This is a genomic window from Bradyrhizobium sp. CCBAU 53415, assembly GCF_028128735.1.
In the GTDB taxonomy this organism is placed as follows: Bacteria; Pseudomonadota; Alphaproteobacteria; order Rhizobiales; family Xanthobacteraceae; genus Bradyrhizobium.
In genome coordinates this window covers 574904-591751 of the sequence record NZ_LBJF01000027.1, presented here as the reverse complement: position 1 = coordinate 591751, position 16848 = coordinate 574904, and the positions used below count along the sequence as shown (strand labels likewise).

Annotated in this window: 14 protein-coding genes; 5 read left to right on the top strand and 9 right to left on the bottom strand. The window is 65.3% G+C overall.

Features of this window, described 5'->3' with window-relative positions:
• Positions 1-74: 74 nt before the first annotated feature.
• Together XH87_RS30895 and XH87_RS30890 are read left to right on the top strand one after the other, a co-directional pair.
• A complete protein-coding gene (locus tag XH87_RS30895; protein ID WP_271590145.1) occupies positions 75-623 on the top strand; it encodes a sigma-70 family RNA polymerase sigma factor in 549 nt (182 codons plus the stop codon).
• Positions 620-1387 carry an anti-sigma factor family protein gene (locus tag XH87_RS30890; protein WP_271590144.1) on the top strand — a complete coding sequence of 256 codons (768 nt, stop codon included), beginning with the start codon at positions 620-622 and terminating at the stop codon, positions 1385-1387. The genes XH87_RS30895 and XH87_RS30890 overlap by 4 nt, the downstream gene beginning before the upstream one ends.
• Positions 1388-1479: 92 nt before the next feature.
• On the opposite strand, the gene hpnO is transcribed toward XH87_RS30890, so the two are convergent.
• The gene (gene hpnO, locus XH87_RS30885; RefSeq protein WP_271590143.1) at positions 1480-2871 is read right to left on the bottom strand and encodes an aminobacteriohopanetriol synthase HpnO; all 1392 of its coding nucleotides are present in this window, start codon (positions 2869-2871) and stop codon (positions 1480-1482) included.
• A gap of 141 nt (positions 2872-3012) precedes the next feature.
• On the opposite strand from hpnO, the gene XH87_RS30880 reads away from it, so the two are divergent.
• A complete protein-coding gene (locus tag XH87_RS30880; protein WP_271590142.1) occupies positions 3013-3657 on the top strand; it encodes a DUF2147 domain-containing protein in 645 nt (214 codons plus the stop codon).
• Here XH87_RS30880 and XH87_RS30875 read toward each other — a convergent pair.
• Positions 3625-6213 carry an MMPL family transporter gene (locus XH87_RS30875; protein ID WP_271590141.1) on the bottom strand — a complete coding sequence of 863 codons (2589 nt, stop codon included), beginning with the start codon at positions 6211-6213 and terminating at the stop codon, positions 3625-3627. The genes XH87_RS30880 and XH87_RS30875 overlap by 33 nt on opposite strands.
• A gap of 450 nt (positions 6214-6663) precedes the next feature.
• Between XH87_RS30875 and ispH the strand changes: the two genes are divergently transcribed.
• The gene (gene ispH / locus XH87_RS30870; RefSeq protein ID WP_271590140.1) at positions 6664-7590 is read left to right on the top strand and encodes a 4-hydroxy-3-methylbut-2-enyl diphosphate reductase; all 927 of its coding nucleotides are present in this window, start codon (positions 6664-6666) and stop codon (positions 7588-7590) included.
• A gap of 36 nt (positions 7591-7626) precedes the next feature.
• Positions 7627-8787, top strand: coding sequence for an adenosyl-hopene transferase HpnH (gene hpnH, locus XH87_RS30865; RefSeq protein WP_271590139.1), 1161 nt, complete (start codon positions 7627-7629; stop codon positions 8785-8787).
• 1340 nt (positions 8788-10127) lie between these two features.
• Here hpnH and XH87_RS30860 read toward each other — a convergent pair.
• From XH87_RS30860 to hpnC, 7 genes are all read right to left on the bottom strand, one after another.
• A complete protein-coding gene (locus XH87_RS30860; RefSeq protein WP_271590138.1) occupies positions 10128-10520 on the bottom strand; it encodes a type II toxin-antitoxin system VapC family toxin in 393 nt (130 codons plus the stop codon).
• Positions 10507-10782 (bottom strand): AbrB/MazE/SpoVT family DNA-binding domain-containing protein, encoded by a 276-nt coding sequence (locus XH87_RS30855; RefSeq protein ID WP_271590137.1) that lies wholly within the window; start codon positions 10780-10782, stop codon positions 10507-10509. The genes XH87_RS30860 and XH87_RS30855 overlap by 14 nt, the downstream gene beginning before the upstream one ends.
• Before the next feature lie 186 nt (positions 10783-10968).
• Positions 10969-11718 (bottom strand): phosphorylase, encoded by a 750-nt coding sequence (locus XH87_RS30850; protein WP_271590136.1) that lies wholly within the window; start codon positions 11716-11718, stop codon positions 10969-10971.
• The gene (gene shc / locus XH87_RS30845) at positions 11715-13667 is read right to left on the bottom strand and encodes a squalene--hopene cyclase (protein ID WP_271590135.1); all 1953 of its coding nucleotides are present in this window, start codon (positions 13665-13667) and stop codon (positions 11715-11717) included. Before shc ends, XH87_RS30850 begins: the two co-directional genes overlap by 4 nt.
• Positions 13668-13719: 52 nt before the next feature.
• Entirely contained in the window at positions 13720-14997 is a 1278-nt protein-coding gene (gene hpnE / locus XH87_RS30840) for a hydroxysqualene dehydroxylase HpnE (protein ID WP_035709377.1), read from the bottom strand.
• Positions 14997-15836, bottom strand: a complete 840-nt coding sequence (hpnD, locus tag XH87_RS30835; RefSeq protein WP_271590134.1) for a presqualene diphosphate synthase HpnD — start codon at positions 15834-15836, stop codon at positions 14997-14999. Before hpnD ends, hpnE begins: the two co-directional genes overlap by 1 nt.
• On the bottom strand, positions 15826-16710 hold the full coding sequence (gene hpnC / locus XH87_RS30830; RefSeq protein ID WP_158668949.1) for a squalene synthase HpnC: 885 nt from the start codon (positions 16708-16710) through the stop codon (positions 15826-15828). Before hpnC ends, hpnD begins: the two co-directional genes overlap by 11 nt.
• Positions 16711-16848 lie beyond the last annotated feature (138 nt).

Genomic DNA, 16848 nt, shown 5'->3' with positions numbered 1-16848 from the left:
GGTCCCACGCCGGCCGGGGTCCCGCGTCTTCGATCACACGGCGAGAAGCACAGGAAGAGGCAAGGCGAGGAGCGATGCCCGCCACCGACGATCTGCAGAAGGCACGGCGCTTTCGCGAAGCGGCACTGCCCTATCTCGACGACGTCTATACGCTTGCGCGCTATCTCCTGCGCGATGCCTCCGACGCCGAGGACGCCGTGCAGGAGTGCTATCTGCGCGCGCTGAAGCACTTCGACAGCTATCGCGGGCCGGCGATGAAGCCTTGGCTGTTCGCGATCCTGCGCAACGTCTGCAACGCCGAACATGCGCGGCGCGCGCGCCGGCCCGGCGCGATCGAGGACACGCCCGGCGCCGCCGAGCAGACGCCGCTCTGGCAGGAGGCCGGAGCGAGCCCGGAAAGCGAAGTGCTGCGCAGCCGCGATGCCGGCTCCATTCGCAAGCTGATCGACGCGCTCGCCGAACCGTTCAAGGAAACCTTCGTGCTGCGCGAGATCAACAACCTGTCCTATCGTGAAATCGCCGAGGCCGTCGGCGCCCCCATCGGCACCGTGATGTCCCGCCTCGCCCGCGCCCGCGCCATGCTGCGCGCGGCGTGGACGGCGGAAGAGGAGCAAGCGAAATGACCTGCGACGAAGCAAGAATCCTGCTTCACGCGCTGCTCGATAACGAGCTCGACGCCGGCCATGCGCGCGAGGTCGAAGCCCACATCGCCGGCTGCCCGGCCTGCGCCGCCGAGTTCGCCGCACAGCGCGAGATGCGGCGCGTGCTCGCCGACACCAATCTGCGCTACGTGGCGCCGGCAAGCCTTCGCAGCCGGATAGAGGCCTCACTGCCCGGGCCGCAGAGCCAGCAACCGACCCGTCGCTCCGTGCTGCGCGGCTTCGCGATGGGTTCGGCCGTCTCCGCCCTCGCCGCCTCCGGGGTCGTCGCCGTGGTGCTGCGTCAGGACGACCAGCAGCGTATCCTGTCGGAGGTCGTCTCCGCCCATCTGCGCTCGCTCCAGGCCGGCCACCTCACCGACGTGGTCTCGACCGACCAGCACACCGTCAAGCCGTGGTTCAACGGCAAGCTCGACGTCGCCCCGCCCGTGATCGATCTCACCGCGCAAGGCTTTACGCTCGTGGGCGGCCGGCTCGACTATATCGACGCCCGCGCCATCGGCGCCGTCGTCTACAAGCGCCGGCAGCACGTGATCAACCTGTTCGTATCGCAGACCACGAGCACCGAAGACCGGCCGCCGAAGACCCAGACCATGCAGGGCTTCAATTGCCGCCGCTGGGGCGAGCGTGGCCTGAACTTCTGGGCCGTCAGCGACATCGGCGCCGACGAGCTCGCCGAATTCGTCGACAAGTTCGAGGCGGCGATGAAGGCGAATGTGGAGGGGTAACTGGAGCTGGCGTCGTCATTGCGAGAAGCTCGCGACAAGATTGCGCTGAAGCAGCGAAGCAATGACGAATGCCGGGATACCTCGGCGAAGACTCAAGCCGACCTTCGCACCGCGTTGTCCACCAGCGTCTTGCCGAGCGACCAGATCGCGCCGGGGACCTTGTGGCTGCCGGCGATGACGTCGTCGAAGGCGCGCTCGATCCAGCTGCAGTCTTCCTCGGTGATGGTGAGCGGCGGCAGCAGCTTGATGGTGTGGCTGCCGTGGCCGGCGACCTGGGTCAGGATCTTGTGATCCTTGAACAGCGGCACGGTGATGAGCTGGCAGAACAGGCCCTTGTTGGCAGTCTCCAGCACGTTCCAGGAGGCGCGCAGGCGCAGCGACTTCGGCGGACCGAACTCGACGCCGATCATCAGGCCCTTGCCGCGCACTTCCTTCATCAGCTCGTAGCCGGGCACCATGCGCGTCAGCGCGAGGCGCAGCTCGGCGCCGCGCTTGGCCGCGGACTCGATCAGCTTCTCGGACTCCATGACGTCGAGCGTGGCGATGCCCGCAGCCATGGCAAGGTCGTTCTTGGAGAAGGTGGAGCCGTGCACCACGGCGCGGTCCATCTGGTTGAAGATCTTGTCGAAGATGGCCTTGCGCGTCAGCACCGCGCCGACCGGAACGTGGCCGCCGGACAGCGACTTCGACAGCAGCACCATGTCGGGCTCGACGTTCCAGTGCTCGACCGCGAGGAAGCGGCCGGTGCGGCCCATGCCGGTCTGGATCTCGTCGGCGACGAACAGCGTGCCGTATTTCTTGCAGAGCGCGGCAGCGCCCGGCAGAAACTCGTCCGTGGGCATGTTGACGCCCTTGCCCTGGATCGGCTCGACGACGAACGCCGCAACCTCGCGCGAGGCCAGGGCCTTTTCCAGCGCGACCAGATCATTGAACGGGACCGGGGTGCAGCCCGGCAGCAGCGGCTCGAATCCGGTACGGAAATTCGAGTCGCCGGTCAGCGACAGCGCGCCATAGGTCAGGCCGTGATAGCCGTGCGCGCAATAGACGATGCCGGGACGACCGGTCGCGCCACGCGCGAATTTGATCGCGGCCTCGACGCATTCCGCGCCGGAATTGGCGAAGAACGCCTTGTCGAGATAGGGGACGTATTTCAGGAGCCGTTCGGCGAGTACGCCGGCGAGCGTCGAGACGTCGAACTGGACGAGGTTGGGCAGATCGGCATCGAGCACGCTCTTGAGCGCATCGCGCATGACAGGATGATTGCGCCCGATCGCAAACACGCCAAAGCCGGACAACAGGTCGAGATAGCGAGCGCCCTCGCGATCGTAGAGGTACTGCCCCTGCCCCTTCTGGAAGCCGACATCGTAGCCGATGGTCTTGAGAACCCGAACGAACTGCTCGTTCAGATACCGGTTATGCAGGGTGCTGCGCTGGGCCTGACGGTCCGCGAATAGCTGAGACATGTCTGGATTTGGGCTGTGCATCCGCTACATACTTCGGTTGAGGGCAGTCTCGTCAACTGAAAACGGACCGTGACTGAAAACGGTCTGTGCGGCCTTTTGCCCTTTTTCGGACCATCTTCGCAAGCACAGCTTTAGCCCATGTTGCACTGCCGAGGAACTATCATGCGTTTAGCCCTTTACACCGGACTAATACTGGCTGGCGGTTACACCTGCCTGACGCCCGCGCTCGCTGCAGACCCGACCGGCGACTGGCGGGTCGCCGACGGCGTCGCCAACATTCGTGTCGCCCAATGCAATGGCAGCATGTGGGGCGCGGTTTCCTGGGAAAAGCAGCCCGGCGGGCGCGACGAGAACAACCCGGATGTCTCGAAGAAGAACAGGCCGACGCTGGGCATGGCGACCCTGATCGACATGAAGAAGAAGCCCGGCATCGATCAGTGGGAAGGACAGGTCTACAACGCCAAGGACGGCCAGCTCTACAGCGCGACCATCACGCCGGCTGGTCCCGACCAGCTCGAAATCAAGGGCTGCGTGATGGGCTTTCTCTGCGGCGGCGAGACCTGGACCAGGGTCGGCCCGCCAATCCCCTCGAGTCCTGCCAACGCCATGGCCAAGGGCGCGCCGAAATCCGGCGGCGCCGCGCCGAAGGCTCATGGGACGCAGGCAGCCCAGGCCACGACAGGCGCCACCGCCCCTGCGCCCGCAGCGCCGAAGGCCGCCGGCGCAGCCAAGCCCGGCCAGAAGGGCGCCGCCGACCCCGTCGGCGACATCTGCCTACTCCCTGAGATTGCGGGGTTTGCCCATTAGGGCCGGCTGGAACAGCAGCACGGCGGCGAGCGTCGTCACCAGCGAGAGCGCCAGCAGCTTGCCCATGCTGGACGTCCCCGGATGGCTCGACAGCCACAGGCTGCCGAACGCGGTCGCCGTCGTCAGCGCGCTGAAAAAGATCGCGCGCGTGAGGCTGGTCTGAAGCAGATTTGTTCTGCCCGAGCGCCAGGCCACGACATAATAGATCTTGAAGGCGACACCGACGCCGAGCAGCAGCGGAAACGCAACGATATTGGCGAAGTTCAGCGGCAGGCCGATCAACACGCAGATCTCGAGCGTCACCGCGCCGGCAACCAGAAGGGGCACCAGCGTCATCAGCACGTCGACGAACCGGCGTAGCGTGATCCACAGCAACAGCCCGATCACCAGCAGCGCGTAGATGCCGGCATGGATGAATGCCTTCACCACGGTGTCGCCGGATTTCAGGATCGAGACCGGTCCGCCGATCGCGGTCGGCTCGGCCGCGAGCACCGCCGCCGCGAATTTGCGCAGCGTGTCGTTGTCGTTGGGATCGCCCTTGGGCAGCGCCTCGACGCGGATGATGCCGTCCTTGCTCTTCCAGGCGCTGACGAGATCGGGCGGCAATGACTTCAGGGTGACCGGCTCGGCCTGCATCGCGTTCCTGAGCTGATCGAACACGATCTTCATCGGCGTGACGAACACGTCCTGCGCCTTGTTGCGCGTGGCCTCGTCGCCATTGGCGAGCTTTTCGAGCGCGTCTGCAAGACGGCGCGAGGCGACCGCACCCGGCCCCTTCGCGTCGCCCGCGGTCCGGCGCAGACTGTCGACCGAGGATTTCAGCGACTCGACATTTTCCTGATCCGACGGCGCCGCATCGATCTGATCGGGGTTGAGCGCGGGGTTCAGCACCTTGGCGCCCTGTGCGATCAGCTTCAGCTTCGGCGGCTGATCCTGCGGCACGAAACTGTTGAGTGACATCACCCGCAGCACTTCGGGCACCTTTTCCAGCCTCGCCTCCACCTGCCTCGCCTGCTCCTCGGACGTGGTCATCACGTTGATGGCATTGGCGCCGGTGTTGGGATCCTTGCGCAAATCGAGGAAGGTCGCGATCGATTCGGCCTTCGGGTTGCGCAGGTTCATCGGGTTGAAGTCGAACTTCATGAAGTAGAGCAGCGGCAGGCCGCCGAACGCCAGCAGCAGCGTGCCGCCGACGATCAGCACGCGGTGCTTTTCGAGGAAGTGATCGAGCGGCGCCAGGAAGGCGTAACCGACCGGCTCGGGTTCGCCGGGCGGGTTCAGCAGCTTGAGCATGGCCGGCAGAACGGTGATCGACGAGAGGAACGCCACCAGCATGCCGACGCCGGCGATCTGGCCGAGCTCCGCGATGCCCTTGTAATCGGTCGGCATGAAGCAGAGGAAGCCGGCGGCCGTCGCCATCGCCGCGAGCGACAGCGGCACCGCCGACCGCTTGGCGGCCAGCACCAGCGCGCTCGAGAGGTCGTTGTGCTTGTAGCGCTCGGAACGATAGCGGACGCTGTACTGGATGCCGAAATCGACGCCGAGGCCGACGAACAGCACCGCGAATGCGATCGACAGCAGATTGAACGATCCGACCATCATCAGGCCGGCCGCAGTCGTGATCGCAAGGCCCACGAAGAGATTGACGAAGACGGCGAGGATGATCTTCGCCGAATGCAGCGCCAGCCACAGGATGAGCAGCACGACGAGAACCGTGCCGATGCCGTTGACGACGGCGCCTTCCTGGACCGTCGCGTATTCCTCGTTGGCGATCGGGACCGGGCCGGTCAGTCGCACCCGTGCCTGGTATTTGGTGGGGAAATCCAGATCCGCTGCGGCCTTGCGGATCGCATCCGTGGCGTCCTTGCCGGGCTCCAGCGCGTTGTAGTCGAGGATCGGCTTGAACTCGATGAAGGCGCGCTTGTCCGAATCCTTCAGCGGCTCGTCGCTGACGAGCTCGCGCCAGGAGAAGCTGGCATTGCCCTTGTTCAGCACGGTCTCGACCGTCTGCGCGATCAGGTTGAAGGGCCGCGCGGTATTGTCGAGCTTGACCTGGCCGCGCTTGACGCCGGCAAGGCCCGTCTCCAGCGCGCCGGTGAGGCCGCGGATCGAAGGATCGCCGGCCATGATCTCGATCAGGGGCGCGGCGGATTCGAACTCGCCGGTGGTCTTGCCGACTTCTTCCGTCGGCAGGAACAACAGCCCGTTCTTCTCGAAGAACTCGCCGCTACCGAGTTGCTGCATCGACCGGAAGTTGGCCTTGTCGTCCTTCAGCCTGGCATAGAGCGCGTCTGCCGCGGCGCTCGTCATCTCCGGCGTCCGGGCCTCGATTACAGCGAGGATCGTTTCGTTTTGATCGAACGCCTGGTCGAATTGCTGGTCGCGCTTGCGCCAGTCGAGATTTTGAGAAATCAGCGAGTTGATGTCGGTGTTGATGGCGAAGTGCCGGGACGCGTAGTAGCCCGCACCCACCGCCAGCAGGAGCCCGAGAACGACGACGAGGGAGGCAAACCGGGTGCAGGCCCTGACGATGGCAACGACGACGCTTTGCAGCACTTCTTTTCTTTCTGCGGTTAACAGCTTGCCGGAAACGCCCGCTGTTTATCGGAGTTCCCGGGCGAAACCTATTGCTGTTTTGAGTGGTTCTCGCCGCGAGAAGGTTCGAGGTAAACGGCGGGGACCGTGGCAAAATCATGCGGGGCGGCCGGTATAGCCGGGGAGTTGAGGCGGGAAAGTGACGAAGGACGATGCACGAGTGTCGCGCATTGCGCACACCACCCGCCCTACTAAAATACCTCAAAGTTGCGTTGCCAACCTTCCCGGTCTTTCCTTGCCGCCGATTTTTTGACACAAAGCGCTGTGCCTCCATGCGCCGGAGCCTACGGGGGTGGGCGGCTACCGCTTGCGCGAACCAATGGTGCGGATATTGCAGCTCATTGGCCAGTATCGGGGTGCCGCCGGGGACTTACGAAAGCGGATTGGTGCAACTTGCGTGATGGGCGTCCAATGGAAGTTTATCTGGCGCAACCGCGCGGCTTCTGCGCGGGCGTGGTGCGTGCGATCGAGATCGTGGAGCGGGCGCTGGAGAAGTACGGCCCGCCCGTCTACGTGCGCCATGAGATCGTGCATAACAAATACGTCGTCGAGAGCCTGAAGAGCAAAGGGGCGATCTTCGTCGAGGAACTCTCCCAGGTTCCACCGAAGGCAGTGACGGTCTTCAGCGCCCATGGCGTCGCCAGCAGCGTCGAGGAAGAGGCCGCCGCGCGCGACCTCCCGGTGCTCAATGCCACCTGCCCTCTGGTCACGAAAGTTCACAATCAGGGGAAGCGCTACATTGCCAAGGGCCGCACGCTGATCCTGGTCGGCCATGCCGGCCACCCCGAGGTCGAGGGCACGATGGGCCAAGTCCCGGGGCCGGTGCAGCTTGTCCAGAGTGTTGAAGAGGTTAAGGCGCTCACGCTGCCGGCGGATACGCCAGTGGCCTACATCACCCAGACCACCCTGTCGGTCGATGACACCAAGGACATCATCGCGGCCCTGCAGGCCCGCTTTACAGATCTTCAAGGTCCGGATATCCGGGATATCTGCTATGCGACACAGAACCGCCAATCTGCGGTAAGGGACTTGAGCAAACTGGTCGACGTGATCCTGGTGGTAGGCGCTGCCAACAGCTCGAACTCGAACCGGCTTCGCGAAATCGGCACCGAAGCCGGCGTCGCGAGTTATTTGATTGCCGACGGCAGCGAGCTCAATCCGGCGTGGTTGAAACATGCCAGGACCGTCGGCGTCACGGCCGGCGCCTCGGCGCCCGAGGTACTCGTGGATGACGTGATCGAAGCGATGCGGCGGATCGGACCGGTCAAGGTCCAGGTGCTGCCGGGCCGCGAGGAAAACATCGAATTCCGGCTTCCGGCCCAGTTGGCTGCGAGCTGACCCCACCCGAATTTCAAGCCCAGAAAGAAACGTGTAATGGCTATCCCCTTCTTCAAGGAAATGCGTATCGGCGGCTATTTGCTCAAGCAGAAACTGCTTGGCCGCAAGCGCTACCCGCTCGTGCTGATGCTGGAGCCGCTGTTTCGCTGCAACCTCGCCTGCGTCGGCTGCGGCAAGATCGACTACCCCGACGCGATCCTGAATCGTCGCATGACCGCGCAGGAGTGCTGGGACGCCGCCGACGAGTGCGGCGCGCCGATGGTCGCCATTCCCGGCGGCGAGCCGCTGATCCACAAGGAGATCGGCGAGATCGTGCGCGGCCTCGTCGCGCGCAAGAAGTTCGTCTCGCTCTGCACCAACGCGCTGCTGCTGGAGAAGAAGCTCGACCTGTTCGAGCCCTCGCCCTACCTGTTCTTCTCGGTGCATCTCGACGGCCTGAAGGACCATCACGACAAGGCCGTGTCGCAGAAGGGCGTGTTCGACCGCGCCGTCTCCGCGATCAAGGCGGCCAAGGCGCGCGGCTTCACCGTCAACGTCAACGCCACCATCTTCGACGGCCATCCGGCCGAGGAGATCGCGAAGTTCCTCGATCTCACCGTCGAGCTCGGCGTCGGCGTCTCGATGTCGCCGGGCTACGCCTATGAGCGCGCGCCGGACCAGGAGCACTTCCTCAACCGAACCAAGACCAAGAAGCTGTTCCGCGACGTCTTTGCGATGGGCAAGGGCAAGAAGTGGAATTTCATGCATTCCGGCCTGTTCCTCGACTTCCTCGCCGGCAACCAGGAATACGAGTGCACGCCCTGGGGCATGCCCGCGCGCAACATCTTCGGCTGGCAGAAGCCCTGCTACCTGCTCGGTGAAGGCTACGCCAAGACCTTCAAGGAGCTGATGGAGACCACCGACTGGGATTCCTACGGCACCGGCCGCTACGAGAAGTGCGCCGACTGTATGGCCCATTGCGGCTACGAGCCGACGGCCGCGACGGCCGCACTCAACAACCCGCTGAAGGCGATGTGGGTGTCGCTGCGCGGCATCAAGACCTCCGGCCCGATGGCACCGGAGATCGACATGAGCAAGCAGCGCCCGGCGCAGTACATCTTCTCCGAGCAGGTCCAGAAGAAGCTGTCGGAGATCCGCAAGGACGAAGCCGCCGCCGCGCAGGCGAAGGCCGCGCAGAAGGCTTCGACGGCGGCGTAAGCGCGCACGATCAAATCTCAAGACGAAAGCCCGGCCGCCAGCGCGACCGGGCTTTTTCTTCGGGCGCCGTTGTGCCGCAAGCAGCGGTCCGTGTCCCGGACGCGCTGCAGCGCTCTTTGCGCTGCTGCGCAGAGCCGGGACCCAGCGGCCGCGAGTCTTCGATGCATGGGCCCCGGCTCTGCAGCGCACCGTCGAAGGGACGCTGCGCTGCGTCCGGGGCACGAGACGAGATCGAGTCATTCTCTCTGGCCATCAGACGCACCATCGCGTTCTCGCGGCTTCTTTCGCCCGAGCTTTGCTGTTCGTTTCGCCCTCGAAAGACCAGAGGGCGCAGGGAAGGCCGGGCGCCGGCGGCACCCGCGGTCCGCGTGCATGGAAAACGCACACGGGGTGGACCACAGGTGATGCCGGTCGCCCGGCCTTCCCTGCGCGGATGGTTTTAACGGTGTCCTTCGTGCTCTCCTCGGGGAGCGCTGCACTATTGCCCCCGTCGCGTTGCGGATGATCGATGCGCGCGCCCGGTCGGGCCGCCGCATCACCGCATTGCTTGACGCCAGCCTGCGGGCGTCAGGACCACACGACTTCTCCGTCCGCGGACGGTTCGACCTGATCGCCGGGAGCTCGCGTGTGCTCGCCCCCGACGACGACCGAAACCGCTGTGACCGCGCCGTTCGTCCCGCGTCGCGCATGACTCACGGTTGCCCGCCCCGTCATCGCTTTCCGCGCCGGCGCTGCCGCGTCCACCGCACCCCGACCCGCATCTCGTGACGATCGCGAAGCGCCCCTCTGGCAGGGCCGGGATGGCGTCATATGCCACAAATCCGAAATTCGGGAAAGTAAAATGTTTTTCCGAGGAGGGATTGACGGACTTTGCGGTGTTTTGCCCGACGCCCCTCACTGGCGCCGGCCAAGCCCTCCGTATACATAGATGAGCATCTACAGGAGGCCGCCCTGCCCTACATCGCCAAGTCTCCAAGTCCGGCAATGCCCAGTCCGTCCAGCTGCCGAAGCAGCTCCATGTCTCGGCCGACGAGGTCGAGGTGGCACAGCAAGGTGACGACATCATTCTGCGTCCGAGGCGAAACGCTGCCGGCCCCTGGGCCTCGCTTCGCGCAGCCGTGGCGCGCGGCTTCAGCCCTGACTTCACGATGGAGAAATGAGCGAGTGGTCGCCCGTGATCCGCGATGGACACCGACTACGTGTGCCGAACCGCAACGAATTGCCGTGTCTCACTTGAGGGGGTGCAGTCCAGTGCTGGACTGCACCCCCTGAAGTGAGACACGAGGATTATAGTGACAGCGCTCCGATCGAGGCCATCAGTCCCGGCGCGTCAACCAAGACTACCCTACTTCGCGCACCCCCGCATGACCGGCCGCCTTCGCCGCCTTGACGAGCTTGCGATCGAAAGTGACGAAAGCATCGCAACGTCCCGATCTCGTCAGATGCAGGGCATCGGCGAAATCCATTCCCCTCTCGGCAAGCTCGAGCGCTGCCGCGACCATCGCGCCGTCCTCGACCATAACGGTCGGAAGCCCCGCGAACACACGAAGCGCGTGCACGATGTCTGCGGCCTGATAGCCGTACGCGCTTCGCAGCACCCATTCGACTTCGAGGAGCACCGTGACGGCGGCAAAGACCCTCTGGCCGTCGATCAAGGCGCGGGCACGCGCGGATTGAGTGGCGTGATCTCGGGTCAGGTAGCGGGCGATCAGATTGGTATCAATCGCGATCATGCCGCCGCCTGGCTTCGGCAAGCACGCTTGCGTCCATCTCTTCGAGCGTCTTCGGCTCGCCTCGATAATTCAAGACTCCGAACACTTCTTCCGGCCGCGTCGCCGCAAAGGCCGGCGCAGGCTTCAACAGGACGCCCTCCGAAGTCTCCTCGACAGTCAGCCGCGTTCCGGCCTTCCAGTCCCGCGACCTGCGAATAGCGCTGGGCAGGATGACCTGCCCCTTGGTGGAAACGACAGTGGTGAGCTTGTCTGTGTCGGCCATGGCCCAACCCCGAGGTAAGACAAACGTAAGATAAGCGTAGATGGACTCAAATTCAAGTCGGCGGCTGGCGGTAGGGAACCACATCGCGTCGATGGCCCCGCCTGTGACAACGATCTCGCAGCCCAAAAGAAAAGGCCCGGTCAGACGACCGGGCCTCTTCTTTTTCAGCTTCTCGAAGACGCCGCTTCACGCCGCCTTCGACACCAGCACTTCGCTCTCGATGAGCTCCGTCCCGATCAGATAATCCCGGCAACCGCGCAAGCTTCGCAGGGCGCGGTTGAAGTCGAGGCCGGTCGAGACCAGCGCATGCAGCGTCGCCGGATTGCGCACGATGCCGCGCAGCACGGCGGCGAGGTCGATCTGGCCGTTCGGCTTGATGGCGGCGCGGGCGAGTGCCGGCAGCGCGCGATGGGCGGGATCGCTGATGACGCGGACCGCGGCAAAGGGCAGCCCGACCTCGGCGGCATAGGCGGCCGCGATGTGGCTCTCCATGTCGACGGCAGAGGCTCCCGTCTCCGAATGCAGCGCAGCCTTGCAGGACCGCTTCGTGACCACCTCCTCGGCGCCGGCAAGGCTGCCGCGGACCACGCGGCGGCGGCCCGAGGTCAGGCGCTCGATCAGGTCGTCGCCGAGCGAGAGCCCAGCGGCCCAGCGGGTGTCGCCGGACAGCACTTCGGTTGCCAGCACGACGTCGCCGGAGCGCAGGGTCGGGTCGAGCCCGCCGGCCACGCCGAACGAGATCACGCCGCGAATCGTCTCGGGATCCACCACGGTCAGGAGCGCCCGCAACTGGGTCGGGCTGCTGGATGAACAGATCACCGCCATACCGGGCCCGGCCGCGATGCGGGCCTCCTGAACCAATCCGGTCACGATCAGTATCGGCCGCGGGTCAATGGCATGACCCGCGGTAAAATAGTCCCCCGTCCCCAAAGTCACATTCCGACCCCTACCACCCTGCTGTTGGTGTTCCGCAAGTTCCGATACCGCGCCAATGCCCACAGCGGAAAGAACTTCGGGTAACCATGATACCGTAGATAGAATACACGGGGGAAGCCTGTGGCGGTGTACCGCTGCTCGTCCCACAGTCCTTTTTTGTTTTGTGTTGCAATCAGGTACTCCACCCCGCGGGCGACGGCCGGGTGATCAACCTCGCCTGCCGCCATCAGGGCAAGCAAGGCCCATGCCGTTTGCGAGGCCGTCGAGGGCGCCGCTTCCCAGCCCTTGTAGTCCAGCCGGTAGCTGACGGCGTCCTCGCCCCAGCCGCCGTCCTCGTTCTGGATCGAGGCCAGCCAGTCGGCGGCCTTCCGGATCATGGGATCCTTTTGGTCGACGCCGGCCATGTTGAGGGCGCAGAGCACCGACCAGGTTCCATAGATGAAGTTCATGCCCCAGCGGCCGAACCAGGACCCTTCCGGGTGCTGGGTCTTCCGCAGGTAGGCGACCCCGTCGGCAACCTGCTTGCTGGTCTTCGCGGTGTCGCCGAGCTGGGCCAGCATCGAGATGCAGCGCGCGGTGACGTCCTCGGTCGGCGGATCGAGCAGCGCGCCATGGTCCGAGAACGGGATGTTGTTGAGGTAATATTCGAGATTGTTGACGTCGAAGGCGGCCCAGCCGCCATCGTCGCTCTGCATGCCCTCGATCCACTCGCGGCCGCGGGCGATCGCGGCATCATAGCCGGCCGCACCGTGCTCCCGGCGCATGCGGTCCATCGACATCACCACGACCGCGGTGTCGTCGAGGTCAGGGTAATGGGCGTTGTTGTACTGGAAGGCCCAGCCGCCCGGACGCACGTCGGGCCGCTTCGCGGCCCAGTCGCCCTTCACCTCGAGCTCCTGCTTCGGAATCAGCCAGTCGAGTCCACGCTTGGCGGCCGGTACGGCTTGCGCATCGCCCGCCTCCAGCAGCGCGTGCGCGGTCAGCGTCGTATCCCACACCGGCGAGACGCAGGGTTGGCAATAGGCCTCGTCGTCGCGGATCACGAGCAGCTTGTCGATGCCCCGCCGCGTCGTCGCGCGCGGCGGGTAGTCCTCGCCCTTGCCGAGCGCGTCGTACATCATGACGATATTGGCCATGGGCGGATAGATCGCGCCCATGCCGTCCTCGCCGTTGAGCCGCTCCTCGATGAAAGCGAGCGCGGCGTCGATCGCGCGCTTGCGCAGTCGCTTCGGAAACAGCGGCTCGATCACGCGCAGGATTGCGTCGAGGGAGCGGAACAGCAGGAACCAGGCCATGCTCTGGTGCGGCGCCTTCGCGGTCATGCCGATCGAGCGCGGGTCCTGGAGAAACAGCTCGTCGATGCCGATACCCAGCGGATTCCTCGCGCGCGGCTTCAGCGCGGCGATCACCATCAGCGGCACCATCGTGGTGCGCGCCCAGTAGGAGATCTTGTTGAGATGGAACGGTGACCAGAACGGCAGCAGCACGATCTCGATCGGCAGCACCGGCACCGCGCGCCAGGTCACGACGCCGAACGTCGCCAGCAGGAAGCGCGTGAAGACGTTGCTGTGAATCGCGCCGCCGCGGGCATGGATCGCCTCGCGCGCACGCACCATGTGCGGCGCGTCGACGGAGTCGCCGATCATCTTCAGCGCAAAGTACGCCTTCACGCTGGCGCTCATGTCGAACTCACCGTCATGCACGAGGGGCCAGCCGCCATGAGCGCCCTGGACGCGGCGCAGGTAGTTGCCGATCTTGGCCTCGAGCACGGTGTCGACGGGCTCGGCGAGATAATGGCGCAGCAGGATGTACTCGGCCGGAATCGTGCAGTCGGCCTCGAGCTCGAACACCCAATGGCCGTCGGACTGCTGGAAGCCGAGGATGCCTTGGGTGGCCGACGCAATGCTCGATTCCAGGGTCTCGCGGCTGGTCGCGTTCACGGAATCCATGTCGCTCGATTGCTCCGATAGTCGATTGAAAGTTGACCGGGACATTTGCCCGTCAGGGCCGCTTTTCAGGATTGGCGGCCAGAACCAGATCGGCGGCGCGGTCGCCGGACCGGACCGATCCCTCGATGGTTGCCGGTAATCCCGTAGCAGTCCAGTCGCCGGCGAGGAACAGGTTTTTCAGCGCGGTGACCGGCCCCGGGCGCAGGGCATTCTGCGCAGGCGTGGCCGCAAACGTGGCGCGGCGCTCGCGCACGATCTGCCAAGGGGGCAATGGAGGCGGCAGCTCACCGGACACGCCGCCCGCCTTGCAGACGTCGTTCCAGATCGCCTGTGCGAGCTCCTCGCGCGGCATGTCGACCAGACGGTCGCCATTGCTGATCGTCACCGAGAGCCGGTTCGGAAACGCGAACAGCCATTCCACCACACCGCCGATCACGCCGAGGATCGGCGCCGAGCCCGGCGGCGGTTCGAAGCGGAAATGGGCGTTGACGATGGCGCGGAATTCGGTCGGCGTCTTCAGGCCCGGCAACAGGCTGGAAGCCGCGCGCGGCGGCACCGCCATCACGACGACATCGCCCGCACCGAACTGGATCACGTCCTCGCCGCCGAAATTCAGCGCGGTCACCTTGCCGTCGGTGCTGACGAACGAACGCAGCTCATGGCCGAGCTGAACGGTGTGGCCGCGTTCAGCCAAGAACTTCACGGCAGGCTCGATCAGCACGGCGCTGAGGCCGTCGCGCGCGATCAGGGGACGGCAGGCCTGCCCGCCGGCAAGCAACGTCTCGCGCACGATTGCGCCGGCGAGCCCGGCCGAGCCCTCGGGCGGATCGACGTTGAGCGCGGCCAGCAGCAGCGGCTGCACCAGGCGCTGGTAGAGCACGCCTTCACAAGGAATGGACTTGCCGACCAGCGTCTCCTCCGACGCCCAGACCAGCGGCGCCAGCTTCAGATAATCGGTTACTCCGGTATCGGGCACACGGCGGCTCTCGTCGAGCACCCAGGTCGGCAGCCGGCCGGCGCCGAGATCGATCTGCCAGCGCTGCCCGGTCTTGAGGTCGACGAAGGGAAACTGCGCCCGCTCAGGGCCGACCAGCCCCGCCTCAGTGCCGATCGCGCGCGCATAGGCGCGCGCATGGCTGTTGCCCGACAACAGCAGATGGTTGCCGTTGTCGATGGTGAGATTGGTGGCGCCGTCGAAATAGGAACGGCAACGGCCGCCGGCCTGGTGCGTCGCCTCGTGCACGGCGACCTTGAAGCCGGCATTGGCGAGCCGCACGGCGGCGGAGAGGCCGGAAATCCCGGCGCCGATGATATGAGCTGTGTTTTGCATCAGATGAAAGCGTAACGGAGCAGGATCAGGATGCGTGTGATCTTCGACACACGCACCGGCTCGCGCGGCGCGGTGAAGCCGCGCGCGATCAGAAGATCCAGAATGGAATGATAATATTTCGACATGATCCGCGGCGCACGCACGGCGCGGCGCTTGTTGCGTTTCATGATCTCGTCCGACTTCTCGAAATGCGACTTCGCGCGCTGCGCCAGCGGCAGGCAGACCTTCGGCAGCGCGCGCTCGGCAATCACGCGGTTCGGATCATCGGAGGTGATGCCGGCATGCAGCAGCGCCTCGCGCGGCAGATAGAGCCGGCCGAGGCCGGCGTCCTCGTCGATGTCGCGCAGGATGTTGGTGAGCTGAAGCGCGCGACCGAGATGGTGCGCGAGCAGGATGCCGTCTTCCTCGGGCATGCCGAACACCCGCACCGACAAACGCCCCACCGCGCTGGCGACCCGGTCGCAGTAGAGATCCAGCGTCGCCATGTCGGGCGCGCGGATGTCCTGCGGCACGTCCATCTCCATGCCGTCGACGATCGCAAGGAAATCCTCGCGCTTGAGCCCGAAGGTCTTCACCGAGGCGACGTAGTCCTTCAGCCGCGGCGGCGGATGGCCCTGATAAAGGGCGTCGATGTCGTTGCGCCACTGCTGAAGCGCGGCGAGCCGCTCCTCCCGCGGCCCGTCGGAATCGGCGATGTCGTCGACCTGGCGGCAGAAGCTGTAGATCTGGAACATCGCTTCGCGCTGGTCATGCGGCAGGATGCGCATCGCGGCGTAGAACGAGCTGCCGGATGCGGTCGAGCCGTAATTGGCGCCGGGCGTGGTCGCCTCAAGCGTCATGCGCAGTCCCCGGTCTGGAAATGGCCTTGCGACCGATCACGCGGCGGCCGGCTTCGCCGATCATCCCGGCGAGGCTGAAAGCGAGCAGCTCGAACTTATTCAGATGCACGCGTTCGCGCAGGGGATCGCGCACCTTCAAGAGGCGCACGATGCGGTCGGCATAGGCCTGGATCACCGCGACGTCGACGCCGAGACGGAAATCCCGGATCTCGGCGGCGAGCGACCTGCCCTCGTCGAGCAGCGCCTCGTTGCGCGCGGCGAGCCCCTGCAGGCAGGCCAGCATCGCAGGCGGCGACTGTGACAGCCCGAGCTGCTCGACCGAAGCGCCGCTCGCGGCCAGCGCATCGCGCGGCAGATAGACGCGGTTGAGCTCGCGGAAATCCTTGCCGCAATCCTGCAAGTGATTGTTGATCTGCAGGCCGGCGCAGAGCGCGTCCGACGCGGCCCAGGTCGAAGTGCTCTCGCCGTGGACGTCGAGCATGAAGCGGCCGACCGGCATCGCCGAATAGCGGCAATAGTGGATGACCTCGTCCCAGGTCTCGTAACGCAGCTTGGTCACGTCCATGCGGAACGCGATCAGCACGTCGAGCGCATGGCGCGGCGCCATGCTGCGCTCGGCTAGCGCGCGACGCAGGGTGACGGCCTCGGCCTGGGTGTCGCCCTTGCCGAGCAGTTCCGCCTCGAGCAGGTCGAGGTAGGCGAGCTTCTGGTCGGGCGGCAGCGTCGCGTGGTCGGCGATGTCGTCGGCGGTGCGCACGAAATTATAGTACGCCAGGATCAGGGCGCGATGACGCGGATGGATGATCCAGGACGCGACGGGAAAATTCTCGTCGCGGTCACCCTTGCCGGATCGCAATTCGCTCGCAGAGGTCATCGAGGGCTGGTTTACAATCGTTTGGACAGGAAGGCTTTTTCGCTCGCGCGGGCTCATGCCGACGATGCCGCCGCGGCCCCCATATAGGGGAATACGGCCGCAAAACCAATCCTGTCTCTCGATGGCTGCCCTTTGCGG

Excerpts from the sequence above, each read along its gene's own strand:
- ispH (WP_271590140.1), top strand. The coding sequence starts at position 6,664 with ATGGAAGTTTATCTGGCGCAACCGCGCGGCTTCTGCGCGGGCGTGGTG.
- XH87_RS30855 (WP_271590137.1), bottom strand. The coding sequence starts at position 10,782 with ATGGCCGACACAGACAAGCTCACCACTGTCGTTTCCACCAAGGGGCAG.
- XH87_RS30895 (WP_271590145.1), top strand. The coding sequence starts at position 75 with ATGCCCGCCACCGACGATCTGCAGAAGGCACGGCGCTTTCGCGAAGCG.
- XH87_RS30890 (WP_271590144.1), top strand. The coding sequence starts at position 620 with ATGACCTGCGACGAAGCAAGAATCCTGCTTCACGCGCTGCTCGATAAC.
- hpnE (WP_035709377.1), bottom strand. The coding sequence starts at position 14,997 with ATGCAAAACACAGCTCATATCATCGGCGCCGGGATTTCCGGCCTCTCC.
- hpnH (WP_271590139.1), top strand. The coding sequence starts at position 7,627 with ATGGCTATCCCCTTCTTCAAGGAAATGCGTATCGGCGGCTATTTGCTC.
- hpnD (WP_271590134.1), bottom strand. The coding sequence starts at position 15,836 with ATGACGCTTGAGGCGACCACGCCCGGCGCCAATTACGGCTCGACCGCA.
- XH87_RS30860 (WP_271590138.1), bottom strand. The coding sequence starts at position 10,520 with ATGATCGCGATTGATACCAATCTGATCGCCCGCTACCTGACCCGAGAT.
- hpnO (WP_271590143.1), bottom strand. The coding sequence starts at position 2,871 with ATGCACAGCCCAAATCCAGACATGTCTCAGCTATTCGCGGACCGTCAG.
- hpnC (WP_158668949.1), bottom strand. The coding sequence starts at position 16,710 with ATGACCTCTGCGAGCGAATTGCGATCCGGCAAGGGTGACCGCGACGAG.
- XH87_RS30880 (WP_271590142.1), top strand. The coding sequence starts at position 3,013 with ATGCGTTTAGCCCTTTACACCGGACTAATACTGGCTGGCGGTTACACC.
- shc (WP_271590135.1), bottom strand. The coding sequence starts at position 13,667 with ATGGATTCCGTGAACGCGACCAGCCGCGAGACCCTGGAATCGAGCATT.